This is a genomic window from Streptomyces sp. NPDC090022 (assembly GCF_044748145.1).
Classification (GTDB): domain Bacteria; phylum Actinomycetota; class Actinomycetes; order Streptomycetales; family Streptomycetaceae; genus Streptomyces.
Genome location: NZ_JBIVFN010000001.1, coordinates 800081 through 819435, shown reverse-complemented (window position 1 = coordinate 819435; position 19355 = coordinate 800081). Strand labels below are relative to the sequence as shown.

General features: G+C 73.7%; 18 protein-coding genes and 1 pseudogene. 9 read left to right on the top strand and 10 right to left on the bottom strand.

The window, feature by feature from the left end; translation table 11 throughout:
- Positions 1-16: 16 nt before the first annotated feature.
- The 4 genes from ACIPXB_RS03620 to ACIPXB_RS03605 form a co-directional block, all read right to left on the bottom strand.
- Positions 17-1519: a cellulose binding domain-containing protein gene (locus ACIPXB_RS03620; RefSeq protein WP_401443994.1), complete on the bottom strand. Its 1503-nt coding sequence runs from the start codon at positions 1517-1519 to the stop codon at positions 17-19.
- Positions 1520-1724: 205 nt separating this feature from the next.
- Positions 1725-2465 carry an SOS response-associated peptidase gene (locus tag ACIPXB_RS03615; RefSeq protein ID WP_401443992.1) on the bottom strand — a complete coding sequence of 247 codons (741 nt, stop codon included), beginning with the start codon at positions 2463-2465 and terminating at the stop codon, positions 1725-1727.
- 71 nt (positions 2466-2536) lie between these two features.
- On the bottom strand, positions 2537-3301 hold the full coding sequence (locus ACIPXB_RS03610) for a DUF2993 domain-containing protein (RefSeq protein ID WP_401443989.1): 765 nt from the start codon (positions 3299-3301) through the stop codon (positions 2537-2539).
- The gene (locus ACIPXB_RS03605; RefSeq protein WP_401443987.1) at positions 3298-6090 is read right to left on the bottom strand and encodes an MMPL family transporter; all 2793 of its coding nucleotides are present in this window, start codon (positions 6088-6090) and stop codon (positions 3298-3300) included. The genes ACIPXB_RS03610 and ACIPXB_RS03605 overlap by 4 nt, the downstream gene beginning before the upstream one ends.
- 141 nt (positions 6091-6231) lie before the next feature.
- Here ACIPXB_RS03605 and ACIPXB_RS03600 point away from each other — a divergent pair, with 141 nt between their 5' ends.
- On the top strand, positions 6232-6978 hold the full coding sequence (locus ACIPXB_RS03600; protein ID WP_401443985.1) for a TetR family transcriptional regulator: 747 nt from the start codon (positions 6232-6234) through the stop codon (positions 6976-6978).
- Between the two features lie 84 nt (positions 6979-7062).
- On the opposite strand, the gene ACIPXB_RS03595 is transcribed toward ACIPXB_RS03600, so the two are convergent.
- Together ACIPXB_RS03595 and ACIPXB_RS03590 are read right to left on the bottom strand one after the other, a co-directional pair.
- A complete protein-coding gene (locus ACIPXB_RS03595; protein WP_401443983.1) occupies positions 7063-7653 on the bottom strand; it encodes a hypothetical protein in 591 nt (196 codons plus the stop codon).
- Positions 7654-7760: 107 nt separating this feature from the next.
- Entirely contained in the window at positions 7761-8357 is a 597-nt protein-coding gene (locus ACIPXB_RS03590) for a dihydrofolate reductase family protein (RefSeq protein ID WP_401443981.1), read from the bottom strand.
- 160 nt (positions 8358-8517) lie between these two features.
- On the opposite strand from ACIPXB_RS03590, the gene ACIPXB_RS03585 reads away from it, so the two are divergent.
- The 4 genes and pseudogenes from ACIPXB_RS03585 to ACIPXB_RS03570 all read left to right on the top strand — a co-directional run bounded on the left by ACIPXB_RS03585 (position 8518) and on the right by ACIPXB_RS03570 (position 12037).
- Positions 8518-8946 carry a hypothetical protein gene (locus ACIPXB_RS03585; protein ID WP_401443978.1) on the top strand — a complete coding sequence of 143 codons (429 nt, stop codon included), beginning with the start codon at positions 8518-8520 and terminating at the stop codon, positions 8944-8946.
- Between the two features lie 13 nt (positions 8947-8959).
- On the top strand, positions 8960-10321 hold the full coding sequence (locus ACIPXB_RS03580) for a HEAT repeat domain-containing protein (RefSeq protein ID WP_401443976.1): 1362 nt from the start codon (positions 8960-8962) through the stop codon (positions 10319-10321).
- Positions 10299-11080, top strand: a pseudogene (locus tag ACIPXB_RS03575) (transposase). Before ACIPXB_RS03580 ends, ACIPXB_RS03575 begins: the two are co-directional and overlap by 23 nt.
- 97 nt (positions 11081-11177) lie before the next feature.
- Positions 11178-12037 (top strand): IS5 family transposase gene (locus ACIPXB_RS03570; protein ID WP_401443973.1). Its coding sequence is split into 2 segments (ribosomal slippage): positions 11178-11520 and positions 11520-12037, totalling 861 coding nucleotides; the frame shifts between segments, so codons are not numbered across the junction.
- An 11-nt stretch (positions 12038-12048) separates the two neighbouring features.
- Here the strand turns inward: ACIPXB_RS03570 and ACIPXB_RS03565 are convergent.
- On the bottom strand, positions 12049-12594 hold the full coding sequence (locus tag ACIPXB_RS03565; protein ID WP_401443971.1) for an AAA family ATPase: 546 nt from the start codon (positions 12592-12594) through the stop codon (positions 12049-12051).
- Positions 12595-12733: 139 nt separating this feature from the next.
- Between ACIPXB_RS03565 and ACIPXB_RS03560 the strand changes: the two genes are divergently transcribed.
- The 3 genes from ACIPXB_RS03560 (at position 12734) to ACIPXB_RS03550 (ending at position 14539) form a co-directional block, all read left to right on the top strand.
- Positions 12734-13489, top strand: coding sequence for a TetR-like C-terminal domain-containing protein (locus ACIPXB_RS03560; RefSeq protein WP_401443968.1), 756 nt, complete (start codon positions 12734-12736; stop codon positions 13487-13489).
- A 98-nt stretch (positions 13490-13587) separates the two neighbouring features.
- Entirely contained in the window at positions 13588-13806 is a 219-nt protein-coding gene (locus tag ACIPXB_RS03555; protein WP_401443966.1) for a hypothetical protein, read from the top strand.
- A 166-nt stretch (positions 13807-13972) separates the two neighbouring features.
- Positions 13973-14539, top strand: coding sequence for a DUF4291 domain-containing protein (locus ACIPXB_RS03550; protein WP_401443963.1), 567 nt, complete (start codon positions 13973-13975; stop codon positions 14537-14539).
- Between the two features lie 80 nt (positions 14540-14619).
- Here ACIPXB_RS03550 and ACIPXB_RS03545 read toward each other — a convergent pair whose 3' ends face one another.
- Together ACIPXB_RS03545 and ACIPXB_RS03540 are read right to left on the bottom strand one after the other, a co-directional pair.
- On the bottom strand, positions 14620-15030 hold the full coding sequence (locus ACIPXB_RS03545) for a RidA family protein (RefSeq protein WP_401443961.1): 411 nt from the start codon (positions 15028-15030) through the stop codon (positions 14620-14622).
- Positions 15031-15119: 89 nt separating this feature from the next.
- Positions 15120-16070: an NAD-dependent epimerase/dehydratase family protein gene (locus ACIPXB_RS03540; protein WP_401443958.1), complete on the bottom strand. Its 951-nt coding sequence runs from the start codon at positions 16068-16070 to the stop codon at positions 15120-15122.
- Between the two features lie 151 nt (positions 16071-16221).
- Between ACIPXB_RS03540 and ACIPXB_RS03535 the strand changes: the two genes are divergently transcribed.
- Positions 16222-16977, top strand: a complete 756-nt coding sequence (locus tag ACIPXB_RS03535; RefSeq protein ID WP_401443956.1) for a hypothetical protein — start codon at positions 16222-16224, stop codon at positions 16975-16977.
- Here the strand turns inward: ACIPXB_RS03535 and ACIPXB_RS03530 are convergent.
- The gene (locus ACIPXB_RS03530) at positions 16974-19229 is read right to left on the bottom strand and encodes an FUSC family protein (RefSeq protein ID WP_401443953.1); all 2256 of its coding nucleotides are present in this window, start codon (positions 19227-19229) and stop codon (positions 16974-16976) included. The two genes, ACIPXB_RS03535 and ACIPXB_RS03530, sit on opposite strands and share 4 nt — an antisense overlap.
- Between the last annotated feature and the right edge of the window lie 126 nt (positions 19230-19355).

Sequence of the window (19355 nt, the reverse complement as noted above, 5' to 3'; positions counted from 1 at the left end):
GCGCGGGACGACGCCGTCACGAACGGGCGGCGAAGGCCTTCGTGAAGGCGAGCGGCTCCTGGAGGATGGACGAGCAGGTGGCGTCGGCGCTGTTCTTCGCGCCGCCCGGGCACTGCTGGTCGCGGGCCCCGGACCACATCGAGAGCCAGGCCAGGCCCTTCGTACGGGCGAAGCCGGCGAGCTGGCCGGCGTCCTCGACGGTGAAGATCTCGCTCACCACGTCATTGACCCCGATCATCGGGGTCACGGCGAGCGTCTTCCACGCCGCGGTGTCCGAGAGGCCGAGGACCCCCTTGAGCTGCGCCTGGGTGGCGGTGGCCGCCTGGATCGCGTAACCGCCCATGTCCCCGCTGTACGCCGGGCCGTAGTCCATGGCCATGATGTTGACGGCGGAGACGGCCACCCCGTTGCGCCGGGCGTCGGCCAGCAGGTCGACCCCCGGCTGGGTCAGACCTTCGGGCATGACGGGCAGGGTGAAGGAGACGTCCAGCCCGGGGTGCCGGCGCTGGAGCAATGCGATGGCCTGCGCGCGCCGGGTGTTGGCGGCCGTGTCGGGCAGGGCCGCGCCCTCGACGTCGAAGTCGGCCTTGGTCAGCCCGTAGGCGTCCACGACCTTGCCGTAGGCCGCCGCCAGATCGGCCGCGGAGGAGCAGGCGAGGGCGAGTTCGGAGCCGGCGGCGCCGCCGAAGGACACCCGGACGTCGCCGCCCTTGGCCCGCAGGTCCGCGATCTGCGCGGCCACCCGGTCGGAGCCGAGCGGGGTGACCCCGCCCCAGCGCGGTTCGCAGCCGCCTCCCGAGGTGATGAACGCCAGGTTGAACTCCTTGACCCCGGTCCGGTCGGCCGTGGCCGGCATGTCGTAGGCGGGGTGGAGCGAGGTGTCCACGTAGGGGGCGAAGGGCGCGGCCGTGGTGGTGCCGCCGCCCGGCGGGCGCGTCGGGGTCGCGGTGGCCGTCGGAGCGGTCGTGCCGGTCGGCGGCGCGGTCGGCCGCGGCGGGGCCGTGGGCGTACCCGGGGCGGTGGGCGCGGTCGCCGTGGGCCGCACGGTGGGGCGGCCGCTGGGGACGGGTGCGGGCCCGGTACCGGCCGAGCACTTCACCTTGTCGATGAGGCAGCCGGTGGGAGTGCCCGGGGTGCCCTGCGCGGACGTCACGAAGCCGACGGTGACGGAGGCCCCGGGGGCGAGCCCGGTGTCCGCCCAGCGGGGCGGCTTCACCGTGACGTGGCTGCCGCTGACGGTGTGTTCGCCGTTCCACAGCGACGACAGGGCCGTCCCCGCGGGCAGGTCGAATTCGAGGGTCCAGCCCTTCAGCGGCTTGTCGCCGTGGTTGGTGATGACGTACTGGCCGGTGTAACCGGTGGACCAGCTGCTGGACTTGGTGAAGGCGGCGCCCACGGAGGCGGCCTGAGCCGTCCCGGTCAGGGCGATCGCGCTGCCGGCGACGGCCGTGGCGAGGGCGACCGCCCCCGCCGCCTTCGCGGGAACGCCGGCCTTGCGACGGTGTGAGTTGCGCGCCATGACTGCCTGCCTCATCGGTGCGGGGATGGGGGATCGGGCAGCACGCTAGTGATCCGGAACCGGACAAAAGGGCGGTACGGAGCCGAGCGCCGGGATCTTGAGGCGGGCTTAAGGCGGGGATGGGACACGGTTAGGGTCCGTCCGGCGGGTCAGGGTCCGGGCGAAACCATGTGTGCCCGCGCCGTGCGACGCACCCGGCGCACCGTCAGGGGATCGGGTCGGGGACGGGGTCCAGCAGGTGCCGGTCGTTGTTGCGGACGCTGTTGACCTGCGTGGACACCGCCGTGGCGGTCAGGTCCCCGCCGGCCGGGGTGTGGAGCAGGGCGCGCAGGGCGTGCAGGTCGTCGTGGCCGGGGTCGAGCCAGGCCCCGTAGTCGTCGGCGTCCAGGGCCAGCGGCATCCGGGGGTGGATGCGGCCGGCGGCGTCGGTGGCTTCGGTGGTGATGATCGTGGTGGTGATCAGCCAGGCGTCCGGGTCGTCGTCGGCGGCGACGGTCCTGTCGCGCCAGAACTCGTACAGACCGGCCATGGCCATCACCGTGCCGTCGGCGGGAGCGATGAAGTACGGCTGTTTGTAGGCCTTCGCCGTGCCGGTGGCGGGCACGGGCACCCATTCGTAGAAGCCGTCCGCGGGCAGCAGGCACCGGCGCTTGGCGAAGGCCCGGCGGTAGGCCGGCTTCTCGTGGACGGTCTCCACCCGGGCGTTGATCATCCGCGCCCCGACGGCCGGGTCCTTCGCCCACGACGGCACCAGCCCCCAGCGCAGGGCCCGCAGGCGGCGGGCCACCTCGCCGCTCTCCCGGTCCGGGCGTTCGAGGACGGCCCACACCGGGTCGGTGGGGGCCACGTTCCAGCTCGCCGCCAAGGTCTCCCGGCCGTCCCAGCGGGCCCGGAACAGGTCCGCGAGGTCACCGGGGGCGCGCGAGGAGGCGTAACGGCCGCACATGCCGTCCATTCTGCTCCCCGGTACGGCGGTACGGGGCCTGCCACGCCACGGGCGGGCCCCGCACGGCGGCATCAGTCCAGTGCGACGCGCTCCGCCCGGGCGTGGACGGTGATCCCGTCGGCGTCGACCGAGACACCGTCGGGCTCCATGCCCATCGGCAGCTCCGGGAGCGTGCGGTCCTGCCCCTGGAAGGCCTCGGCGATCCTGGGGTCGGACGGGTCGAGGGCGCGGCCGGCGACGGACGCGGAGACGGGGCGCACCGTGACCGTGTCACCGTCGAGGCCGACCTCGGCGAGGACCGTCACGGGGAACCCGAAGAAGCTGCGGCCGATCTTCAGCCGACCGTCGGCGGCGGACAGCGTGGTGCCGGGACCGAGCCGCGTACCGAGGGCGGAGTAGGGCACGGTGAAGTCCCCCGCCGCCGTGGCCGCGGTGTACGTGCCGCCGGGCCGCTCGGAGACGTCGGTGAGGTCGAGCGAGGCGTTCACGGGCTGCCCCTGCGCGGTGGTGGCCGCGGCGCGTATCCGTACGCGGGGGTGGGACCCCCGGGCCAGGTCGTACAGGAAGGGGAAGCCGTCGATGCCGACCTCGGGCGCGGCGGTCAGGCGCGGGTGGCGTTCGGCGATGCGGTCGGCCATCCGGTGCTCGCCGACCGCGGCGGCGGCGAGGTCGGCCGCCAGGAGGAGCACCGCCGACGCGCCCAGGGACACCACGGCCAGCACCCGGCGCCGACGCGGGCGCGGGCGCGGGCGCGGGCGCCGGCCGGCGGGTCCGCCGGGTCCACCGGCGGCGGTGGTGGCAGGCCGGGGCGTACGCAGGGGGGTGGGTGGGGTCATGACTTCCTCCGGGGCGTCGGGGTGGCGGACACGGGGGCGGAGCCGGATCCGGGGGCGGGGGCGGCGGCGTACGGCCCGGTGCAGCCGCCCTCGGCCGCTCCCTCGGGCCTGGCCCCACTCTCGCCGTTGCCCTCGCCCTCGATGTCGACGTCGGGGAGCAGCCGGTCGAGCCAGGCCGGCAGCCACCACGTGGCCCGGCCGAGGAGGATCATCGCGGCGGGGACGAGGATGCCGCGGACGACCGTGGCGTCGAGGGCGACGGCCGTGGCCAGGCCGATGCCGAACATCTTCACGACGGGGTCGTCGGTCAGCAGATAGCTCAGGAAGACACTGACCATGATCAGCGCCGCGGAGGTGATGATCCGTCCGGTCGTGCCGAGCCCGTCGATCACGGCGGCACGGTTGTCGCGGGAGCGGAGGTACGACTCCCGGACGGCCGTCAGCAGGAAGACCTCGTAGTCCATCGACAGGCCGAACAGCACGGCGAACATCAGCAGCGGGACGTAGCCCGGGATGGCGACCGGTCCCTCCAGGCCGATCAGTGCGGCGCCCCAGCCCCACTGGAACACCGCCGTGAGGACGCCGTACGCGGCGAGGACGGAGGCCAGGTTCATCACGGCGGCCTTGACCGCGAGGACCGGGGACCGGAAGGCGAGCAGGAGCAGCAGGCCGGCGACGGCGAGGACGAATCCGACGATGAGCGGCATCCGCTGGGCGAGGCGTTCGTTGAGGTCGGCCTGCACGGCGGGGGCGCCGCCGACGTGCGCGGTCGCCGCGGTGCCGCCGGTCGCTTCGGGGAGGGTGGTGTCGCGCAGCCGGTCGACCAGGGCGGCGGTGGCCGGGTCGGCGGGGGCGGTGGTGGGGGTGACCTGCCAGCGGACCTGGACGCCGTCGGAGCTGAGCTGCGCCGGGCTGACCGAGGCGACGCCGGAGGTCCGGGTCAGGGCGGCGGTGACGCCGGCGATCCGGGGGTCGGTGGGGCCGGCGGCCGGGGCCGGAAGGGTGTAGGTGACCTGGAGGGGGCCGTTGACGCCCGGCCCGAAGGCGTCGGCGAGCCGGTCGTACGCGGTGCGGGCCGCCGTACCGGGGGCCTTGGTGCCGGCGTCGAGCTGACCGGAGGCCAACTGGGCGGCGGGCGCGGCGAGAACGCCGACCAGGGCCAGGCCCGCGAGGAGATGACGCCACGGCCGAGCGGCCACCCGCTCGGCGACGCGCGCCCACCCATGGGCCCGCGGACCGGCGGACGCGGCGTCGGCGCGGGCGGCAGACACGGCGAAGGCGGGCGCGGCGTCGGCGAGCGGGGCAGGCGCGGCGGACGCGGACGCCTCGGGGGCGGACGCTGCGCCGGCAGAACCGACGAAGGCCGACACGGCGTCGGCGGACACGGCATCGACGGAGGCGGACGCACGCGCGGCGCCGGCACGCGCCGCGTCAGCGAGCGCCACGTCAGCGAGCGCGGCAGGCGCGGCGTCAGCAAGCGCGGCAGGCGCGGCGGACGCGGACGCCTCGGGGGCGGACACTGCGAAGGCCGGCACGGCGTCGACGGAGGCGGACGCACGCGCGGCGTCGGCACGCGCCGCGTCAGCGAGCGCCACGTCAGCGAGCGCGGCAGGCGCGGCGTCGGCGAGCGGGGCAGGCGCGGCGGACGCGGACGCCTCGGGGGCGGACGCTGCGAAGGCCGGCACGGCGTCGACGGAGGCGGACGCGGCAGGGGTGGCGGCGGACGCGGCGGCCGGGGGCTTCGGCTTCGGCTTCGGCTTCGGCTTCGGCTTCGGCTTCGGCTTCGGGGTGAGTCGGCGGCCGAGGAGGACCAGCAGGGCCGGGACCAGCGTGAGGGCCGCCGCGACGGCGGTCAGGACGGCGATGCCCGGGGCCAGCGCCAGCGCGTACAGCAGGGGCAGTCCGCCGAGGGCGAGTCCGGCCAGTGCCGTGACGACCGCGCACCCGGCGAACGCCACGGCCTTGCCGGAGCCGGCCATGGTGCGCACGGCCGCGTCCTCGACGCCGACGCCTTCGGCCCGCAGCGTCCGGAAGCGGGTGAGGCAGAAGAGGGTGTAGTCGATGCCGACACCGAGGCCGATCATGGCCGCGATGGTGGTGCCGGACGACGGCATGTCGATGAGGTGGCCCGCCAGACCGATCGCCGCGAGCGAGACGCCCAGGCCCAGGACGCCGACGACCAGCGGTACGCCGGCGGCCACCACGCCGGCGAAGCCGACGGCGAGGATGACGAAGGCCGCCGCGAGGCCGATGAGTTCGCTGTGGCGCGTGGCGCCCTTGCCGAGGGCCGCGGCGAGGTCGCCGCCGGGGGTGACCTCGATCCCGGCCGCCTCGGCGGGGGCCGCCGCGGCCACGATCTCGCGGGTGATGTCGGCGGTGATGTCCCGTCCCGACAGGTCGAGTTCGACCGACACGTACGCGGTGTGCCCGTCCGCGGCCAGGGCGGCGCGGCCGGCGGGCTGGTACGGGGTCGTGACGGCGACCACGTGGTCCACGCCGGCGATGGCGCGCGCGGCCTCCTCGACGGCCCGGACCAGCTGTGGCGCGGTGAGGGCGGGGGCGTCGGCGGCGGTGTGCAGGACCAGGGGCTGGCGTCCGGAGGCCGGGCCGTGGAAGGCCTCGGCCGCGTCGGCGGCGGCCTGGCTGTCGCTGCCGGGGATCGAGACGGCCTCGGAGGTGACCCGCCCGACCGCGCCCAGCGCGCCGGCCAGGGCGACGAGCAGCAGGAGCCAGGCGGCCACGGTCCGTTTGGGTCTGCGGGCGCACCAGCGCCCCACGGTCACGAACATCGGCGTCGTCCGCTCCTCTCGCGCGGCGCCGCGGCCGCACGGCGCGTGCCCCGCGCGCCGACCTGAAACATATTGCACTCGGCGTGCAGCTTTACGCTTGCATCGGGAGTGCAACAATGTCAACCGAGGGAAGGAGTCCAGGTGAAGGATGCGGAGCCCGGCACCGCGGGCACGGCGGGCACGTCCGGCGCCGCGGGCACGGCGGGCACGTCCGGCGCCGCGGGCACGTCCGGCACGGCGGGCACGTCCGGCACGGCGGGCGCGCCGGACGGCCGGGCGGAGCGGGGGCGGCGGACCCGCGAGAAGATCGCCGACGCCCTCCTGTCGCTGCTGGACGAGGGCGAGTCGCAGTTCCCCGCCGACCGGGTGGCCGAGCGGGCCGGCGTGTCACGGCGTTCGGTGTTCCACCACTTCGACGACATGGCGCAGCTGGTCGACACCGCGATCACGCGCCGCCTGGAGCAACTGGACGCCCGGATCAAGCCCCTGCCGACGACGGGGCCGCGCGAGCTGCGGGTCGCCGCGCTCGTGGAACAGCGCGCCCGGATCCTGGAGTGGATCACGCCGGCACGGCTGGCGATCATGCGGCTCGACCATCCGTCCGAGCGGATCGAGCGGGTCACCCGGGAGGCCTTCGACACGGCCCGGCAGCGGCTGACCGAGGTGTTCGCCCAGGAGCTCGACCCCCTGCCGCGGGAGCGCCGCCAGGACCTGGTCAACGCACTGGACGGGGTGGCCACATGGGGCGCGTGGCACCACTGGCGCACCAGTGGGCTGGATCAGCGCGCGGCGTCGCGCGCCATGGAGGTGGCGATCCACGCCGTCCTCGCCGCGGCCGCGCCCGCGGACCGGCAGGGCCCGGAAAACGCGTCGGCAGCAGCGGGCTGACGCCTGCGCTGCTGCCGTTCACGGGCACTCTTCACGTTCCCCCGGCGCACCGCTGACGGTGCGCCCGGGCCGTTCGGTCGTACGTCAGAGGCTGCTCTTCGACGCGGTGAAGACGGAGCACTCCTTGTACTCGCTGCCGTCGCCCTTGCCGGTGTACGCCGTCGTGGCCTCGGTCTGACTGGTCGCGCCCGCCTTGACCTTGAGGCCGGAGACGCGGGCCGTGGCGGGGATCACGCTCGAGGCGGCGTCCCCGCGGAACTTCACGGTGATGTTGTACGTCTGGTCCAGCGTGCCGCTGTTGGTGACGGTGAGCCGGGCGACGAGGTTCTTGCCCGTGGCGTCCAGCCGGCACTTGTCGATCTTGATGTCGCGCTCGGCCTTGTTGCTGCTGGAACCGCCGGGGACCGAGGAACCACTCGACGTGCTGCCGCTGGTGCTGCTGCTGTCACTGCCGCTGGTGCCGCTCGTGCCACTGGAGGTGCTGCCACCGGAGGTGGTGTCGCCGGAGGTGCTCCCACCGCTGGAGCTGCTGGAGCCGCTGGAGCCGCCGCTCGAACCGGAGCCGGAGCTGCTGCTGCCACCGCCGCAGCTTCCCCCGTGCGAGCCGCGGGCTCCCGTCAGGGCGAAGACGGCGATACCGAAGACGGCGACGGCGCGGACATGGCGGAGCTTCACGTTCAACCCCCGTTGAAGTACCAATGACTTGAAAGAGGCCCGCCTTGACGGGCGCACGTCACCCTAGCAGCACCCGGGAGCCACTCATTCCGCTCCCGGACCCGCCCTCAGCCGTGGGCGGCCGGACGGTAGGTGCACACGTGCACGCCGGTGCTGCTGGTGACGGTGGAGACCAGCTCCAGCGTCCGCAGCGTGCCGTCGTGGGGGAAGATGGTCTTCCCGCCGCCGAGGAGCACCGGCATGATCATGAGCCGGAGTTCGTCGACCAGGCCTTCGGCGAGGAGCGTGCGGACGAGCGTGGGGCTGCCCATGACCGCGAGGTCGCCGCCCTCGGTCGCGCGCAGCTCGCGGATCCGGTCGACCGCCCGGTCGCCGGGGATGGCCGTGGTGTTGTGCCACGTCAGCTCGTCCTCGCCGAGGGTCCGCGTCACAACGTACTTCTTGATGGAGTTCATGTGGTCGGCGAAGGGGTCGCCGGCCCGCTCGGGCCACGCCCCGGCCATCGTCTGCCAGGTGCGGCGGCCGAAGAGCAGCGCCCCGCACGTCTTCATCGCCTCGCCGATGGCGTCGCCCATGACCTCGGCGTCGAAGAAGGGGTGGGACCAGCCACCGTGCGCGAAGCCGCCGTCGATGTCCTCCTGCGGGCCGCCCGGAGCCTGGACGACGCCGTCGAGGCTGATGAACTCACTGATCACGATGCGCATGTGTCTGTCCCTCAGATCTGATTGACCAACGGATCACTCGTGGGCACGCCCACTCTGTCTGATTCCGGCGGCCGAGGTGAAGGTGATCCACCACACGGTTCACATCCGCTCCGCCGCCGGTCACAGGGGTAGACCGGGGCCGCGCCCGGAACTCATCGGCGTGACCGCAAAATTCTGCGCCGGGCCCGCCGCCGGATGGCAGTGTGCCCCGGACACACGGGACGGCGGGGGGGCACTGCACCGGCTCGCGCGGGCGGACGCCACCACCGGCCAGGACGCCGTGGAGCGCGCGTACTGCGCGGTGCAGGACCTGGTACTGGCCACGGGACGGATCACCGACGCGGGCACGGCCGCGCTGCCGTTCCTCGTGGAGCTCGCCCTCGCCCCCGGCACGGTCGCCCGGCCCGACCTCGCCTTCCTGCTGGCCGAGCTCGCGGAGAACGGCGCGGCCGACGGGACCGGGTCCGAGGCCGGTCCGAGGCCGGTCCGAGGCCGGGGCCAGGTCCGGGGCCAGGTCCGGGGCCGTGGACCCGGCGTGGGAGGCGGCCTGGCGACGGCAGTGGCCCCGCGTACGGACCCTGACGGGTGATCAGGACCGGGAGGTGCGGCGCAGCGCCCTCCATCTGATCGCCGGCCGGCCCGCCGATCTGCTCGAGCGGTGGCGCGAGGAGACCGACCGCTCGGTGCGGGTGACCCTGCTGCTGACGCTGGGCGAGGCAGGGGCGGGGGCGGGAGCCGCCGAGGCCCCGGAGGACGCCGAGGACGCCGAGGGAACGACGGCCGCCGGCATACGGGCCGTGCTGGACGGTGTCGTGCGCGGGGCGGACCCGGTGCTGCGGGTGGCGGCCGTGGTGGCCACGGCGTCCATCGATCCGCGGGCGCCGTTGCGCGCGTACGCGATGCTGCTGGAGCTCCTCACCGACCCGGCGCTCGCCCCGCAGTTCGAACAGGTCTGGTACGCCCCGCACAGCGAATACCCGTACAGCCGCGAGGACGTCGCGGCCTGGGTCGTCGACCTGCTCGGCCGGGACCCGGAGGTGGCGCTCTCGTTCGTGGCCGCCCTCGCCGCGGCCGGGCGCCGCACGGACGACGCGGAGCTGCGCCGGTGCGCCCTCGACGTGGGATGGCGGATCCTCGTGGACCGGCCGTCGGCGGCCGACGCCCTGTTGTCCCTGGCGGCCGGGCTGCTGGCCGACCCGGACGACGACGTGCGCTACAAGGCCGCGCACCTGCTGGCGGTGCTCGGCCGCCGGTCGGCCCCGTACGCCGACCGGCTCGCCGGGCTCCTCGACGACACCGGCGCGGCGAAGTTCTTCGACGGCACCGTCGGCGACCACGCCCGGTGGGCGCTGACCCGGATCGGCGACCCGCGCGCCCTGCCGGATCTGGTCGAACGGCTCGTGGCACCGTACCGGGACCTGCAGGGCTGGGGCTACGTCCTCGGTGACCCGCGGCCGCCGGACGTCGCCGACGTGCTCCGGCCGCTCGCCGCGCACGCCGGCGTACTGCTGCCGGCGGTGCGGGAGGCGCTGCGGGACGAGGTCGCCCGCTCCGGCTGGCTGGTCCGCGACCTCCGGGAGGTCCTCCGGTCCTGGGGGCAGGACCCGCTGCTCCCCGGGGAGACGGATCCGTACCCGCCGCCGTGGGAACCGCCGTTGATGGATCCGGCGGAGGCGGAGGCCGCGGTGCTGACGTACGCGGCCGACCGGGAGCACCTGGGGTCGTTGTACACCGCGCTGCTCTCACTCGCCCACCACGGACACGTGACCCCGCCGGCCCGGGAGGCACTGACGGCGCTGCGGGACGCGAACCGCCGGCTGACGGCGTACGTCGACTACCGGGCGTTCCTCCAGGACGAGGAGATCCGCACCCTGATCGCCGCCGTGCTCGCGCTCCCCTCAAGGGTGTTGCAGAAGACTCAGGCTGGGGCATTTTCCCTGTATGGGTGGGGTGTTGCGGGCTGAGCTGGTGTGGGTGGAGACGTTCACGGGCTTGCGGATGGACCGGTTCGTGAAGTTGGTGAGGGTGGTGCGGGAGGGGGGTGGGAACGGGCCCGGTGGTGGTCGGCCGTGGTGTCTGCCGCTGGCGGACCGGGTGCTGCTGGTGGCGGTGTACTACCGCACGAACCTCACGATGCGGCAGCTCGCCCCGCTCTTCGGGATCTCCCCGGCCACCGTCTGCCGGATTATCCAGCGTCTGCGTCCGCTCCTGGCGCTCGAGCCGCCCCCCCCCCCCCCCCCCCGGCCCGTCGCCGACACGGACCGGTTGTGGATCGTGGACGGCACCCTCATCCCTGTCCGCGACCGGAAAGTGGGGGCCTCGTCGAGGAACTACCGGTTCTCGGCGAACGTGCAGGTCTTCATCGACGCCGACACCCGTCTGGTGATCGCATCCGCCCGGCCGGCGCCGGGCAACAAGGCCGATGCCCACGTCTGGCGGGAGTCGGACCTGCCCGCCGCAGCGGCCGGGACGACGGTGATCGCGGACGGCGCCTACCTCGGCACCGGGCTGATCGTCCCGCACCGCAGAAGAGCCGGCCGTCCTCTCCTGCGCGGGCAGGAGGAGGACAACGCCGAACACCGACGCGTCCGCGCCCGTGTCGAGCACACCTTCGCCCGCATGAAGAACTGGAAGATCCTCCGCGACTGCCGCCAGAAGGAGACGGCCTCCACCACGCCGTCCAGGCCGTCGCCACCATGCACAACCTCGCCTTGGCACGGTGAAAGCACAGGTCAAGCGCCACTCCGGCCTACCCACGACGGACCTTCTGCAACACCCTTTAGAGCGTGTCTCTTTGATCGGTTGGTCAGTTGATCGGACGTGTCTGTCCGGTTAGTGATCACTGATGCGATGTGGGACCGGATCGAGCCGCTGATGCCGGCCGATCCGGTCCGCGGTCGGCGATGGGCCGATCACCGCCGAACCTTGGAGGCCATCGCGTGGAAGTACCGAACCTGCTCGCCCTGGCGAGACCTGCCGGAAGAGCTCGGCTCGTTCCAGACCGCTCACAAACGGCTGATCAGATGGGCCGTGGACGGCACCTGGGAACGCGTTTTTGCAGCGGTGCTGGCCGCGGCCGATGCCGGTGACGACATCGGCTGGACCCTGCCGGTGGACTGCACCGTCTGCCGGGCTCACCAGCATTCCGCCGGAGCCAGGAAAAAGGGGCTCCAGGCCGGGCCGAACCCGACGACCATGCGCTCGGACGCTCCCGTGGCGGCCTGAGCACGAAGGTCCACCTCGCCAGCGACGGCCGTGCACGACCCCTGGCCCTCCGCGTCACCGCAGGCCAGGCGGGCGACGCCCCGGCCTTCGAAACCGTCATGGCCGCTATCCGTGTTCCACGAAGCGGACCCGGAAGACCGAGGAATCGACCCGATGCCGTCCTCGCGGACCGCGCGTACTCATCCCGCGCGATCCGGAGTCACCTCCGCCGACGCGGAATCCGCGCGGTCATCCCCCAGCCCTCCGACCAGGTCGGCCACCGGCTGAAGCGAGGCCGCGCTGGAGGCCGCCCGCCCGCCTTCGACGCTGAGGCATACAAGCAGCGCAACTCACTTGAACGCTGCATCAACCGGCTGAAGCAATGGCGCGGCCTGGCCATGCGAACGGACAAGCTCGCCATCGCCGACCAGGCCGCACTCCACCTCGCTGCCATCCTGATCTTGACCCGACGCTGAGCGACGCAGAACTAACCGGAGGTGCTGGGCAGCCAGCTGGTAGCGCCCAACACCTCACGAGCTATGTCCACCACTGAACGACCGTCGGTCGCCACTCGCACCGTGTCCAGAGGCGTCTGCTCATCCAGAATCCGCGCCTTCCGGGCGCTGCTCTCCAGTTCTTGCTCCAGCTCCGAGCCCAGTTCCCGACCGGTCAGGCGCTCACGAGCGGTGGCATCGGAGGCGGTGAGCACAACCCGCACGATCCTGACATTCGCACCCATGGCGCGCTGGAACATGCCCTCGTTCTCAGCCAGCACGCTCACAGTGTGCGTGTAGATCAAGCGGCGGTACCCGAGCTCGGCGTAGTTCGACCAGAGCGCCGTCAGATTGCGCTCCGCGATTCTTCTGCGCCGGGGGTCCCCCTCCGGAGCAGGATGTGCCTGCCCCATGAAGTCACCTTCGACTACGCAGTGAGCAACCATCGCGGCGCGCAGACGCGCTGAGACCTCCCACCCCACTGTCGTCTTACCGACGCCCGCGCGCCCTCCGATGAGCAATACCTCTGCTTGATCCATAACGGCACCCTGCCACCTGGTGGTCGAACTGCGCGAACCAGATGTGCGCGGATCAAGAAGACAGGCTCTAGCGGTCGGAGCCGGTTGCACACCACCCGGTCCACGCGGTGGTGCGGCAGCGGACCGGTACGGTTCGGCCATGGATCTTTCCGGAGCACACGCTGACGAGGACACCACCACGCGCGCGGCGGCCATTGCGAACACCGCCAAGAACACCGCGCGCCAACTGCTCGCGACGACGGGGGCCTTCGGGCTGACCCCGGAGGCCGTGGCCGCGGCGGGCGGGTTCGCCGTCGCCGACGTGGCGGCCGTGTTCCCGCACCGGGACGACTTGTTGACCGCGCTGATCATCGACGCCTACGACGCCTCCGCCGCCGCGATGGAGCAGGCCGACCGGGCGGCCCTGGACGCAGGCGCGTCGGCCGGCGCGCGGCTGCTCGCGGTGACGCGGGCGCTGCGGGCGTGGTCCTTCGCCCACACCGCCGAGTTCACACTGATCTACGGCTCCCCGGTGCCGGGGTACCACGCCCCGCAGGACACGGTCCCGGCCGCCGCGCGCACGCCCGCGTCACTGGCCGCCATCGTGCGTTCGGCGCTGGAGGCCGGTGAACTCACCCCGCCCCGGCGGGCGATACCGGGGCCGCCGCTGCTCCTGCCGGACGCGGTGGCGCTGTTCGGCGGCGCGCCCGGGGCGCCGTTCTCGGATCTCGTCGAGCGCGGGATCGTGCTGTGGAGCAACCTGATCGGGCTCCTGGTGTTCCAGGTGTTCAGCCGTACCCACGACAGCGTCCGCAACGAGTCCGCGTACTTCGACTTCGCGATCGCCGTGACGGCCGAGAGCATCGGGCTGACGGTCCCCCTGGACGGGGACACCGGCTCCGGCACCGCATCGTGAGACGCAGGAGGGAGAAGAGGAAGCGGCCCGACTGGGGCATCCCGCAGGGGATCGTGCTGTTGGCGACGCCGGAGGGCTGGCGCCACAGCGTCCTCACTATGGAGGGCGGCATGCTCTGCGGGCGTCTGGATGTGCCGATCGACACCGACCCACAGGACGCGCGAGCCGCGGCGGCCCGGATGGTGACGGAACTCGCGCGCGACTTCCACGACACCGACGTCGAGGTGAGCTGGAATCCTCCTCTGAAGCCCGGGGCATGGACGGCTCACGTCACCCTCGCCGCCGGAACCGACGCTGCTCCGCCGAACCGGCCCTGAGGCGGGTAACGACTGTCGCGAGCGCCACGCGGTGGAGTGCGGCATCAACCGTCCTTGTCGCGGCTCTCAACGAGTGGTTGTGACGAGCCCTTTCGTAACCGGCTGCGCGGCCAGTGCGAGAAAATCGGCTCGCGAGGCGCATGGGGCGGATGGCAGGGTGCGGCGCATGGCCCCCCAATATCAGATTCGTGCCGATTACGACGCTCGCACGATCGTGGTCTACCAGGCGTATGCGCCTGCCATCGCCGACGCGGCCCTGCAGGCAGGCCGCTTCGTTGCACCGTTCTCATTCCACAGGATGACGTGGATCAAGCCGTCGTTCATGTGGCTGATGCACCGGAGCAACTGGGCCCGCAAACCCGGTCAGGAGCGCCTTCTCGCGGTGCGGATAACGCGCGAGGGCTGGGAGGAGGCCCTGTCCCAGGCCGTGCTCACGACCGCAGACCCAGCGGCCGTGGCCCAGGCGGCCGTGCACGTCCAATGGGACCCGGAGCGCTCACCGCGCGGGGCAGCGCTCAACCATTACAGCATCCAAGTCGGCATCGGCCGCCATCTGATGCGCACGTTCACCGACGACTGGATTGTCAGCCTCACCGACCTCACCCCGCAGGTCCGCAAGGCTGCTTCCCTGATACAGACCGGGCATGCCGCAAAAGCCCAGCGGTTCTTTCCCACGGAGCGTGCCTACCCACTGCCCCCGCCACTGGAGAACCGACTTTCCTCAGGTGTGTGACCGCCGACCGCCACGGAGCCGGCCACACCGCAGGCCATGTGGGCGAAGAGTTCGAGACCCCGTTCGAGGCGTGAGGGCGCTCAGTCGGGCAGCGCGACGGTGAGGTCCACCTCGATCAGCTGCCCTGCGAAGCCCAGCTGCGCAACCCCCAAGAGCGTGCTGGCGGACGTGAAGGCCGGACCGAGGGTGGAAGCGGTAAGCCGGTGCCAGGCAAGGCCCAGGTCCTTCCTGTCATCGCTCCGCACGTAGATCACCGAACGCACCACGTGCTGCGGCTGAGCATCCACCGCCGCAAGGGCAGCGAGTGCGTTCACGACGACCTGATGGACTTGCACGTCGAGGGAGCCCGCGCCGACGAGAGAGCCGCCCTTGTCGAGAGGGCACTGCCCCGCCAGATAGGCCGTTCGGCCGGTCTCCACCACGGTGATGTGGTGGTAGCCCGGCGTCTCGTGCAACTGATCGGGGTTGATGCGGCTGATCTTCGCTGTCATGCCACGAGTCTGACTAACCTGCCCCCGACACGCACCGAATTTTGCCCCACCGCGTGACCGTCCGACGCGGCGCGAGGCTGGAGAACAGACTAAGGGGTGGCCGTCGGCGTGGCCAGGCGGGTGCGCCACCAGGCCACCGTCGACTCGATCTGCTGGTCGAGCGGGGTCGCCCGTACCGTGAACTCGGCCTCGTAGGCGGTCGTATCGAGGACGAACGGGCGGTCGAACTGGTAGCGGATCTCCTTGAGTTCACGCAGCAGCGGCGAGACGAGGGCGCCCACGCCCAGGACGGCGGACGGCAGCCGGCGCACCGCCACCGGTCCCGTGCCCGCCTGCGCGGCCAGCCGGTCCACCATCTCCCGTACGGACAGCGGGGGTTGCGTCGGGACGTGCCAGGCCCGGCCCCAGGCCCGTGGCTCCCCCGCGACCTCGGCCAGGGTCCGGGCCACGTCGGGGAGGTAGGTCCAGCTGTGCGGGGCGTCCGGGTCGCCCAGCGTGGAGACCGGCTTGCCGCGCAGCAGCCGGGGCACCACGCGCTCGGCCAGGTGGCCGCCGGCGGTCACGCCGGGCCCGAAGAAGTCCGAGGCGCGGACCTCGACCGCCGTGATACGGCCCGCCTCGTGCAGGGCGCGCGCCTGCTCCCAACCGGCCGCGCGCACCCGCCCCTTGGGCCCGGTGGCCGCGAGCGGCAGCCCTTCGGTCAGGGGCCCGTCCACCGGACCGTAGCCGTAGAGGTTCCCGAGCATGACCAGGATGGCCCCGGTCGCCTCGGCCGCCGCGCAGACCGACGAGACCAGCGCCGGCCATTGGCCCACCCAGTGGTGATAGGGCGGGGCGGCGCAGTGGTGGATGACGTCCGCGCCCCGCGCGGCCGCGGCGAGCCCTTCGCGGTCCGTGGCATCGCACGCGACGTGCTCGATACCGGGTTCCGCGGCACGGCCCGACCTGGTCACGACCCGTACCGAGTGCCCCTGCCCGACCAGCAGTCGAGCGGTGGCCGCCCCGGCGGGCCCGAATCCTACGACGACATGAAGGCTCACGGACGAACACTAGCGCGGGGGCCGGCGGTGATCGCCGGGGCGGGGCCGGGCGATACGGCGGAACCGCTGCGTCAGCCCGCGCGCAGCGGGCACAATCCGTGAGGGTTCACCCGGGCAGCGCCCCGCACGCCGTCACCCCTTGGAGCCGCCGGTGTCGTCGCACGAGATCCCCGTCACCCTGACCCCGCAACAGGCCGCCTACGGGGTGATCCTCACCGTGGATCTGCCCACCGGCACCGCCCGTCTCAGAATTCCGCCCGCCCAGGACGGCGCCCTCGTCCGGGCCCGGGTCGGTGACGCCGAGGTCCACTTGCGCATCCGGGTGGCGGTGCCCGCGGCCGCGTGGCCGGGGCCGGGTCCGGGGCAGCCCGGGCCGGCGGGCACGACCGGGGCCCGGCGGTGGCTGGTGCCGCTCGCCGTCGTCGCCGCGCTGGTGATCGCCCTCGTCCTGTACGCCGGCTGGAGCGACGGCGACACCGTGGCGTACCCCACCCCGTCCGACTCACCGACCGCGACCGACACGCCCACCCCTTCCGACATGCCCACGGCGGACGACACACCCGCCGCGACCGACAAGCCCGCCCCGCCGTCCGTCCCGGCCTATCCCGGCCCGTTGCCCTCCGAGACCGAGGCCGACCCGTTCGACCAGGGCACCTGCCTCAACGGACCGAAGCCGAACTCGTCGACGGCGCAGCGCGTCACGGGCATGCACGAGGTCCCCTGCTCGGCGTCCGACGCGCACTACCGGGTGATCGAGCGCATCCCGCTGACCTCCGACCTGAACCGGTGCAACTCCAACCCCAGGACGGAGTACTCCTTCTCCCACCGCTACACGCGGGGCGGGATCACCGTCAACGAGTACGTGTACTGCCTGGTCGGCATCGGCCCGTACGCCCGCGGCAACTAGGGCCTGTCCGGCGTCGGTACCCGTGTCGGCGGCGGGGCGGTCGCCGACGCGCCCGCCGTGACGCGGTCCAGGTCGGCCAGCAGCGACTCCAGCCAGGAGACGGCCGCGTAGTACGTGGCGGGGGCGCCCGGCGGTTCCGGCGGGGGCGGCGCGGGCGGGCGCGGGCCGACCGGGGCCTTGGGGGTGTCGTCGCCGGGGTCGAGGTGGGCCGACGCCACCAGCATCCGCCCGGCGACCCGGTCCCCGAGCCGCAGGACGGCCTCGGCCTCGGCCGTGCCCAGGGGTGGCGCCGTGGCCGGTGAGCCCGGGGCCGGCTCCAGGAGCCGCCGGGCCCCCCACAGCGTGTGGTGGGCGGTCATCAGGGCGTTCTGCCAGTCCACGGCGGGCCGGTCGGCGTCATCGGCCGGCCGCACCCCCTCGCTCTGGTACTGCGCGAACGCCGATTCGGCCATCGCCAGGCTGTGCTGGAGCGAGCCATGGCCCGGCTGCGGCCCCGTCTGCCGCGTGCCGCCCGCCGCGAGCGCGGCCGCGGTGGCCACGACCACCTCGGCGGCCCCGCGCAGCAGCACGGCCACCGACCGTCCCAGCTCGTCGTGCGCCCCCCGGGGCCAGGCCAGCAGGCCGAACACCGCGCCGATCGCGCTGCCGATGAGCACGTCGAGGAGCCGGACCTCGGCCAGCCTCCAGGTCGCCGGGGCCAGCTGGGCGAAGACCAGGGCCACGACCAGCGTGAACAGCGCCTGCGCCCAGCCGATGCCGCGGACCGGCCCCACGGTGAAGGTGAACAGCATCAGCGGCGGCAGCACGATCCCGTAGAACAGCAGGTCCGTACCGCCGAGGGCGAGCACGGTGCCGGCGGCGAGGGCGCCGATCAGCGTGCCGGTGAGCGCCTGCCGGATGGAGGTACGGGTCTCGGTGACGGTGGTACGGGTGAGCGAGAGGGTGGCGAGCATGGCCCAGAAGCCGTGCGGCAGGGTGTCGAGCCCGGCGACGGTGCGGGCGGCGGCGAGCGCGAGGCCGAGGCGTACGGCGTTCTGGAAGAACACCGACCGACCGGCCGCGTGACCCTGGAGCCGGTACCACCACAGCGCGGGAGCGGTGTGGTGCGCGTACCAGAACCGTCCGGTGTCCACGAGTTCCTTCCCCGCCGCGCGGCCGCGTACGGCGAGGTCGGCTCCGGTGCCCATCGCCAGCGCGGCGTCGGCCACCTCGATGAGGGCGGCCCGGCGGCGCAGCGTGTCGGGGTCCCCCGCGTCCGTCCCGGCGGCCGCGGCCCGGTCCTGTGCCAGTCGGGTCCGGGCGGAGTGGTGCTCGGACTCGGGGCCGGGGTCGGACTGGGGGCCGGGGTCGGGCTCGGGGCGCTTCCGGGGGCGCCCGGGCCCCGCTCCGCGCAACTGCGCGGCGACTTCCTCGCAGACCCGTCCGACGGAGCGGAGCAGGTCCGGCCCGGCATCCGCGACGGGCTGCCCATGCTGTCCGGGGGCGGCGGGGGCGGCGGGCAGCCGGGTCAGGCGGTTGAGGAGGGTGCGCGTGGCGAGTCCGGTGTGGGCCAGTGCCCGTTCGCGCAGGGAGGGGCCGGCGGGCCGGTCGGCCTCGGCGACCTGCGAGGGCCGCAGGGACTGGCTCACCCGCTGGGCCTCGTCCAGGAGCGCACCGCCCACCGTGTACGGGGCCGTGTCCGCCGCCGCGGCGCACCGTGCCGCGGTACCGGCGGCGCGGGCGGCGATCTCCCGGTAGGGGACGGTCGGCGGATCGGGGAAGAGGAAGGCCTCGGCGGCGATCAGCAGGCCGATGCCGACGGTCGCTCCGATGAGCCGTTCGTCGAGGGTGTCCGGGGCGTACGGCGGGAAGCTCGGCAGGATGTACAGCAGCTGGAGCCCGGGACCGGCCCCCGCGGGCCGGGGCCCCGCCGCGGCGGCGAACGCCAGCGTGAAGCCGATGACCAGCATGCCGAGGACCGCGGTCCAGGTGTGTACGGCCAGCAGGGTGCCGGCCGCGATCAGGAACCAGGCCAGGGGCAGCAGCCGGACGAGCACGGCGGCCCGCTGGCGTCCGGTGCCCGGGATCCGGGAGAGGCCCGCCATGGAGACGGCGCCGAAGAGCGCGTACGTCGCGGCGGTCCGCTGGTCCAGGCCGTAGCGGAAGAGGTAGAACCCGGCACACGCGGCCAGCGTGACGCGGGCGGACCGGCGGCCCGCCGCGGCATACGCCCCCGTGCCCCGCAAGCCGGTACGGCCGCGATCAGCGCCCATGGCACCAGGATCACGCACAGCGCCCGACCCGGCACGGCGGACGTCCCGGACGACCCCGGCCCGGGCCGTTGACCGCGGGGGCCGGCCCGGCGGACGTGAGGCGGGCCCGGGGGCGAGACCACCGGC

Bases quoted from the DNA above. Each gene is read 5' to 3' on its own strand.
- ACIPXB_RS03620 (WP_401443994.1), bottom strand. From the start codon at position 1,519: ATGGCGCGCAACTCACACCGTCGCAAGGCCGGCGTTCCCGCGAAGGCG.
- ACIPXB_RS03615 (WP_401443992.1), bottom strand. From the start codon at position 2,465: ATGTGCGGCCGTTACGCCTCCTCGCGCGCCCCCGGTGACCTCGCGGAC.
- ACIPXB_RS03610 (WP_401443989.1), bottom strand. From the start codon at position 3,301: ATGACCCCACCCACCCCCCTGCGTACGCCCCGGCCTGCCACCACCGCC.
- ACIPXB_RS03605 (WP_401443987.1), bottom strand. From the start codon at position 6,090: ATGTTCGTGACCGTGGGGCGCTGGTGCGCCCGCAGACCCAAACGGACC.
- ACIPXB_RS03590 (WP_401443981.1), bottom strand. From the start codon at position 8,357: ATGCGCATCGTGATCAGTGAGTTCATCAGCCTCGACGGCGTCGTCCAG.
- ACIPXB_RS03565 (WP_401443971.1), bottom strand. From the start codon at position 12,594: ATGGATCAAGCAGAGGTATTGCTCATCGGAGGGCGCGCGGGCGTCGGT.
- ACIPXB_RS03560 (WP_401443968.1), top strand. From the start codon at position 12,734: ATGGATCTTTCCGGAGCACACGCTGACGAGGACACCACCACGCGCGCG.
- ACIPXB_RS03555 (WP_401443966.1), top strand. From the start codon at position 13,588: ATGGAGGGCGGCATGCTCTGCGGGCGTCTGGATGTGCCGATCGACACC.
- ACIPXB_RS03550 (WP_401443963.1), top strand. From the start codon at position 13,973: ATGGCCCCCCAATATCAGATTCGTGCCGATTACGACGCTCGCACGATC.
- ACIPXB_RS03545 (WP_401443961.1), bottom strand. From the start codon at position 15,030: ATGACAGCGAAGATCAGCCGCATCAACCCCGATCAGTTGCACGAGACG.
- ACIPXB_RS03530 (WP_401443953.1), bottom strand. From the start codon at position 19,229: ATGGGCGCTGATCGCGGCCGTACCGGCTTGCGGGGCACGGGGGCGTAT.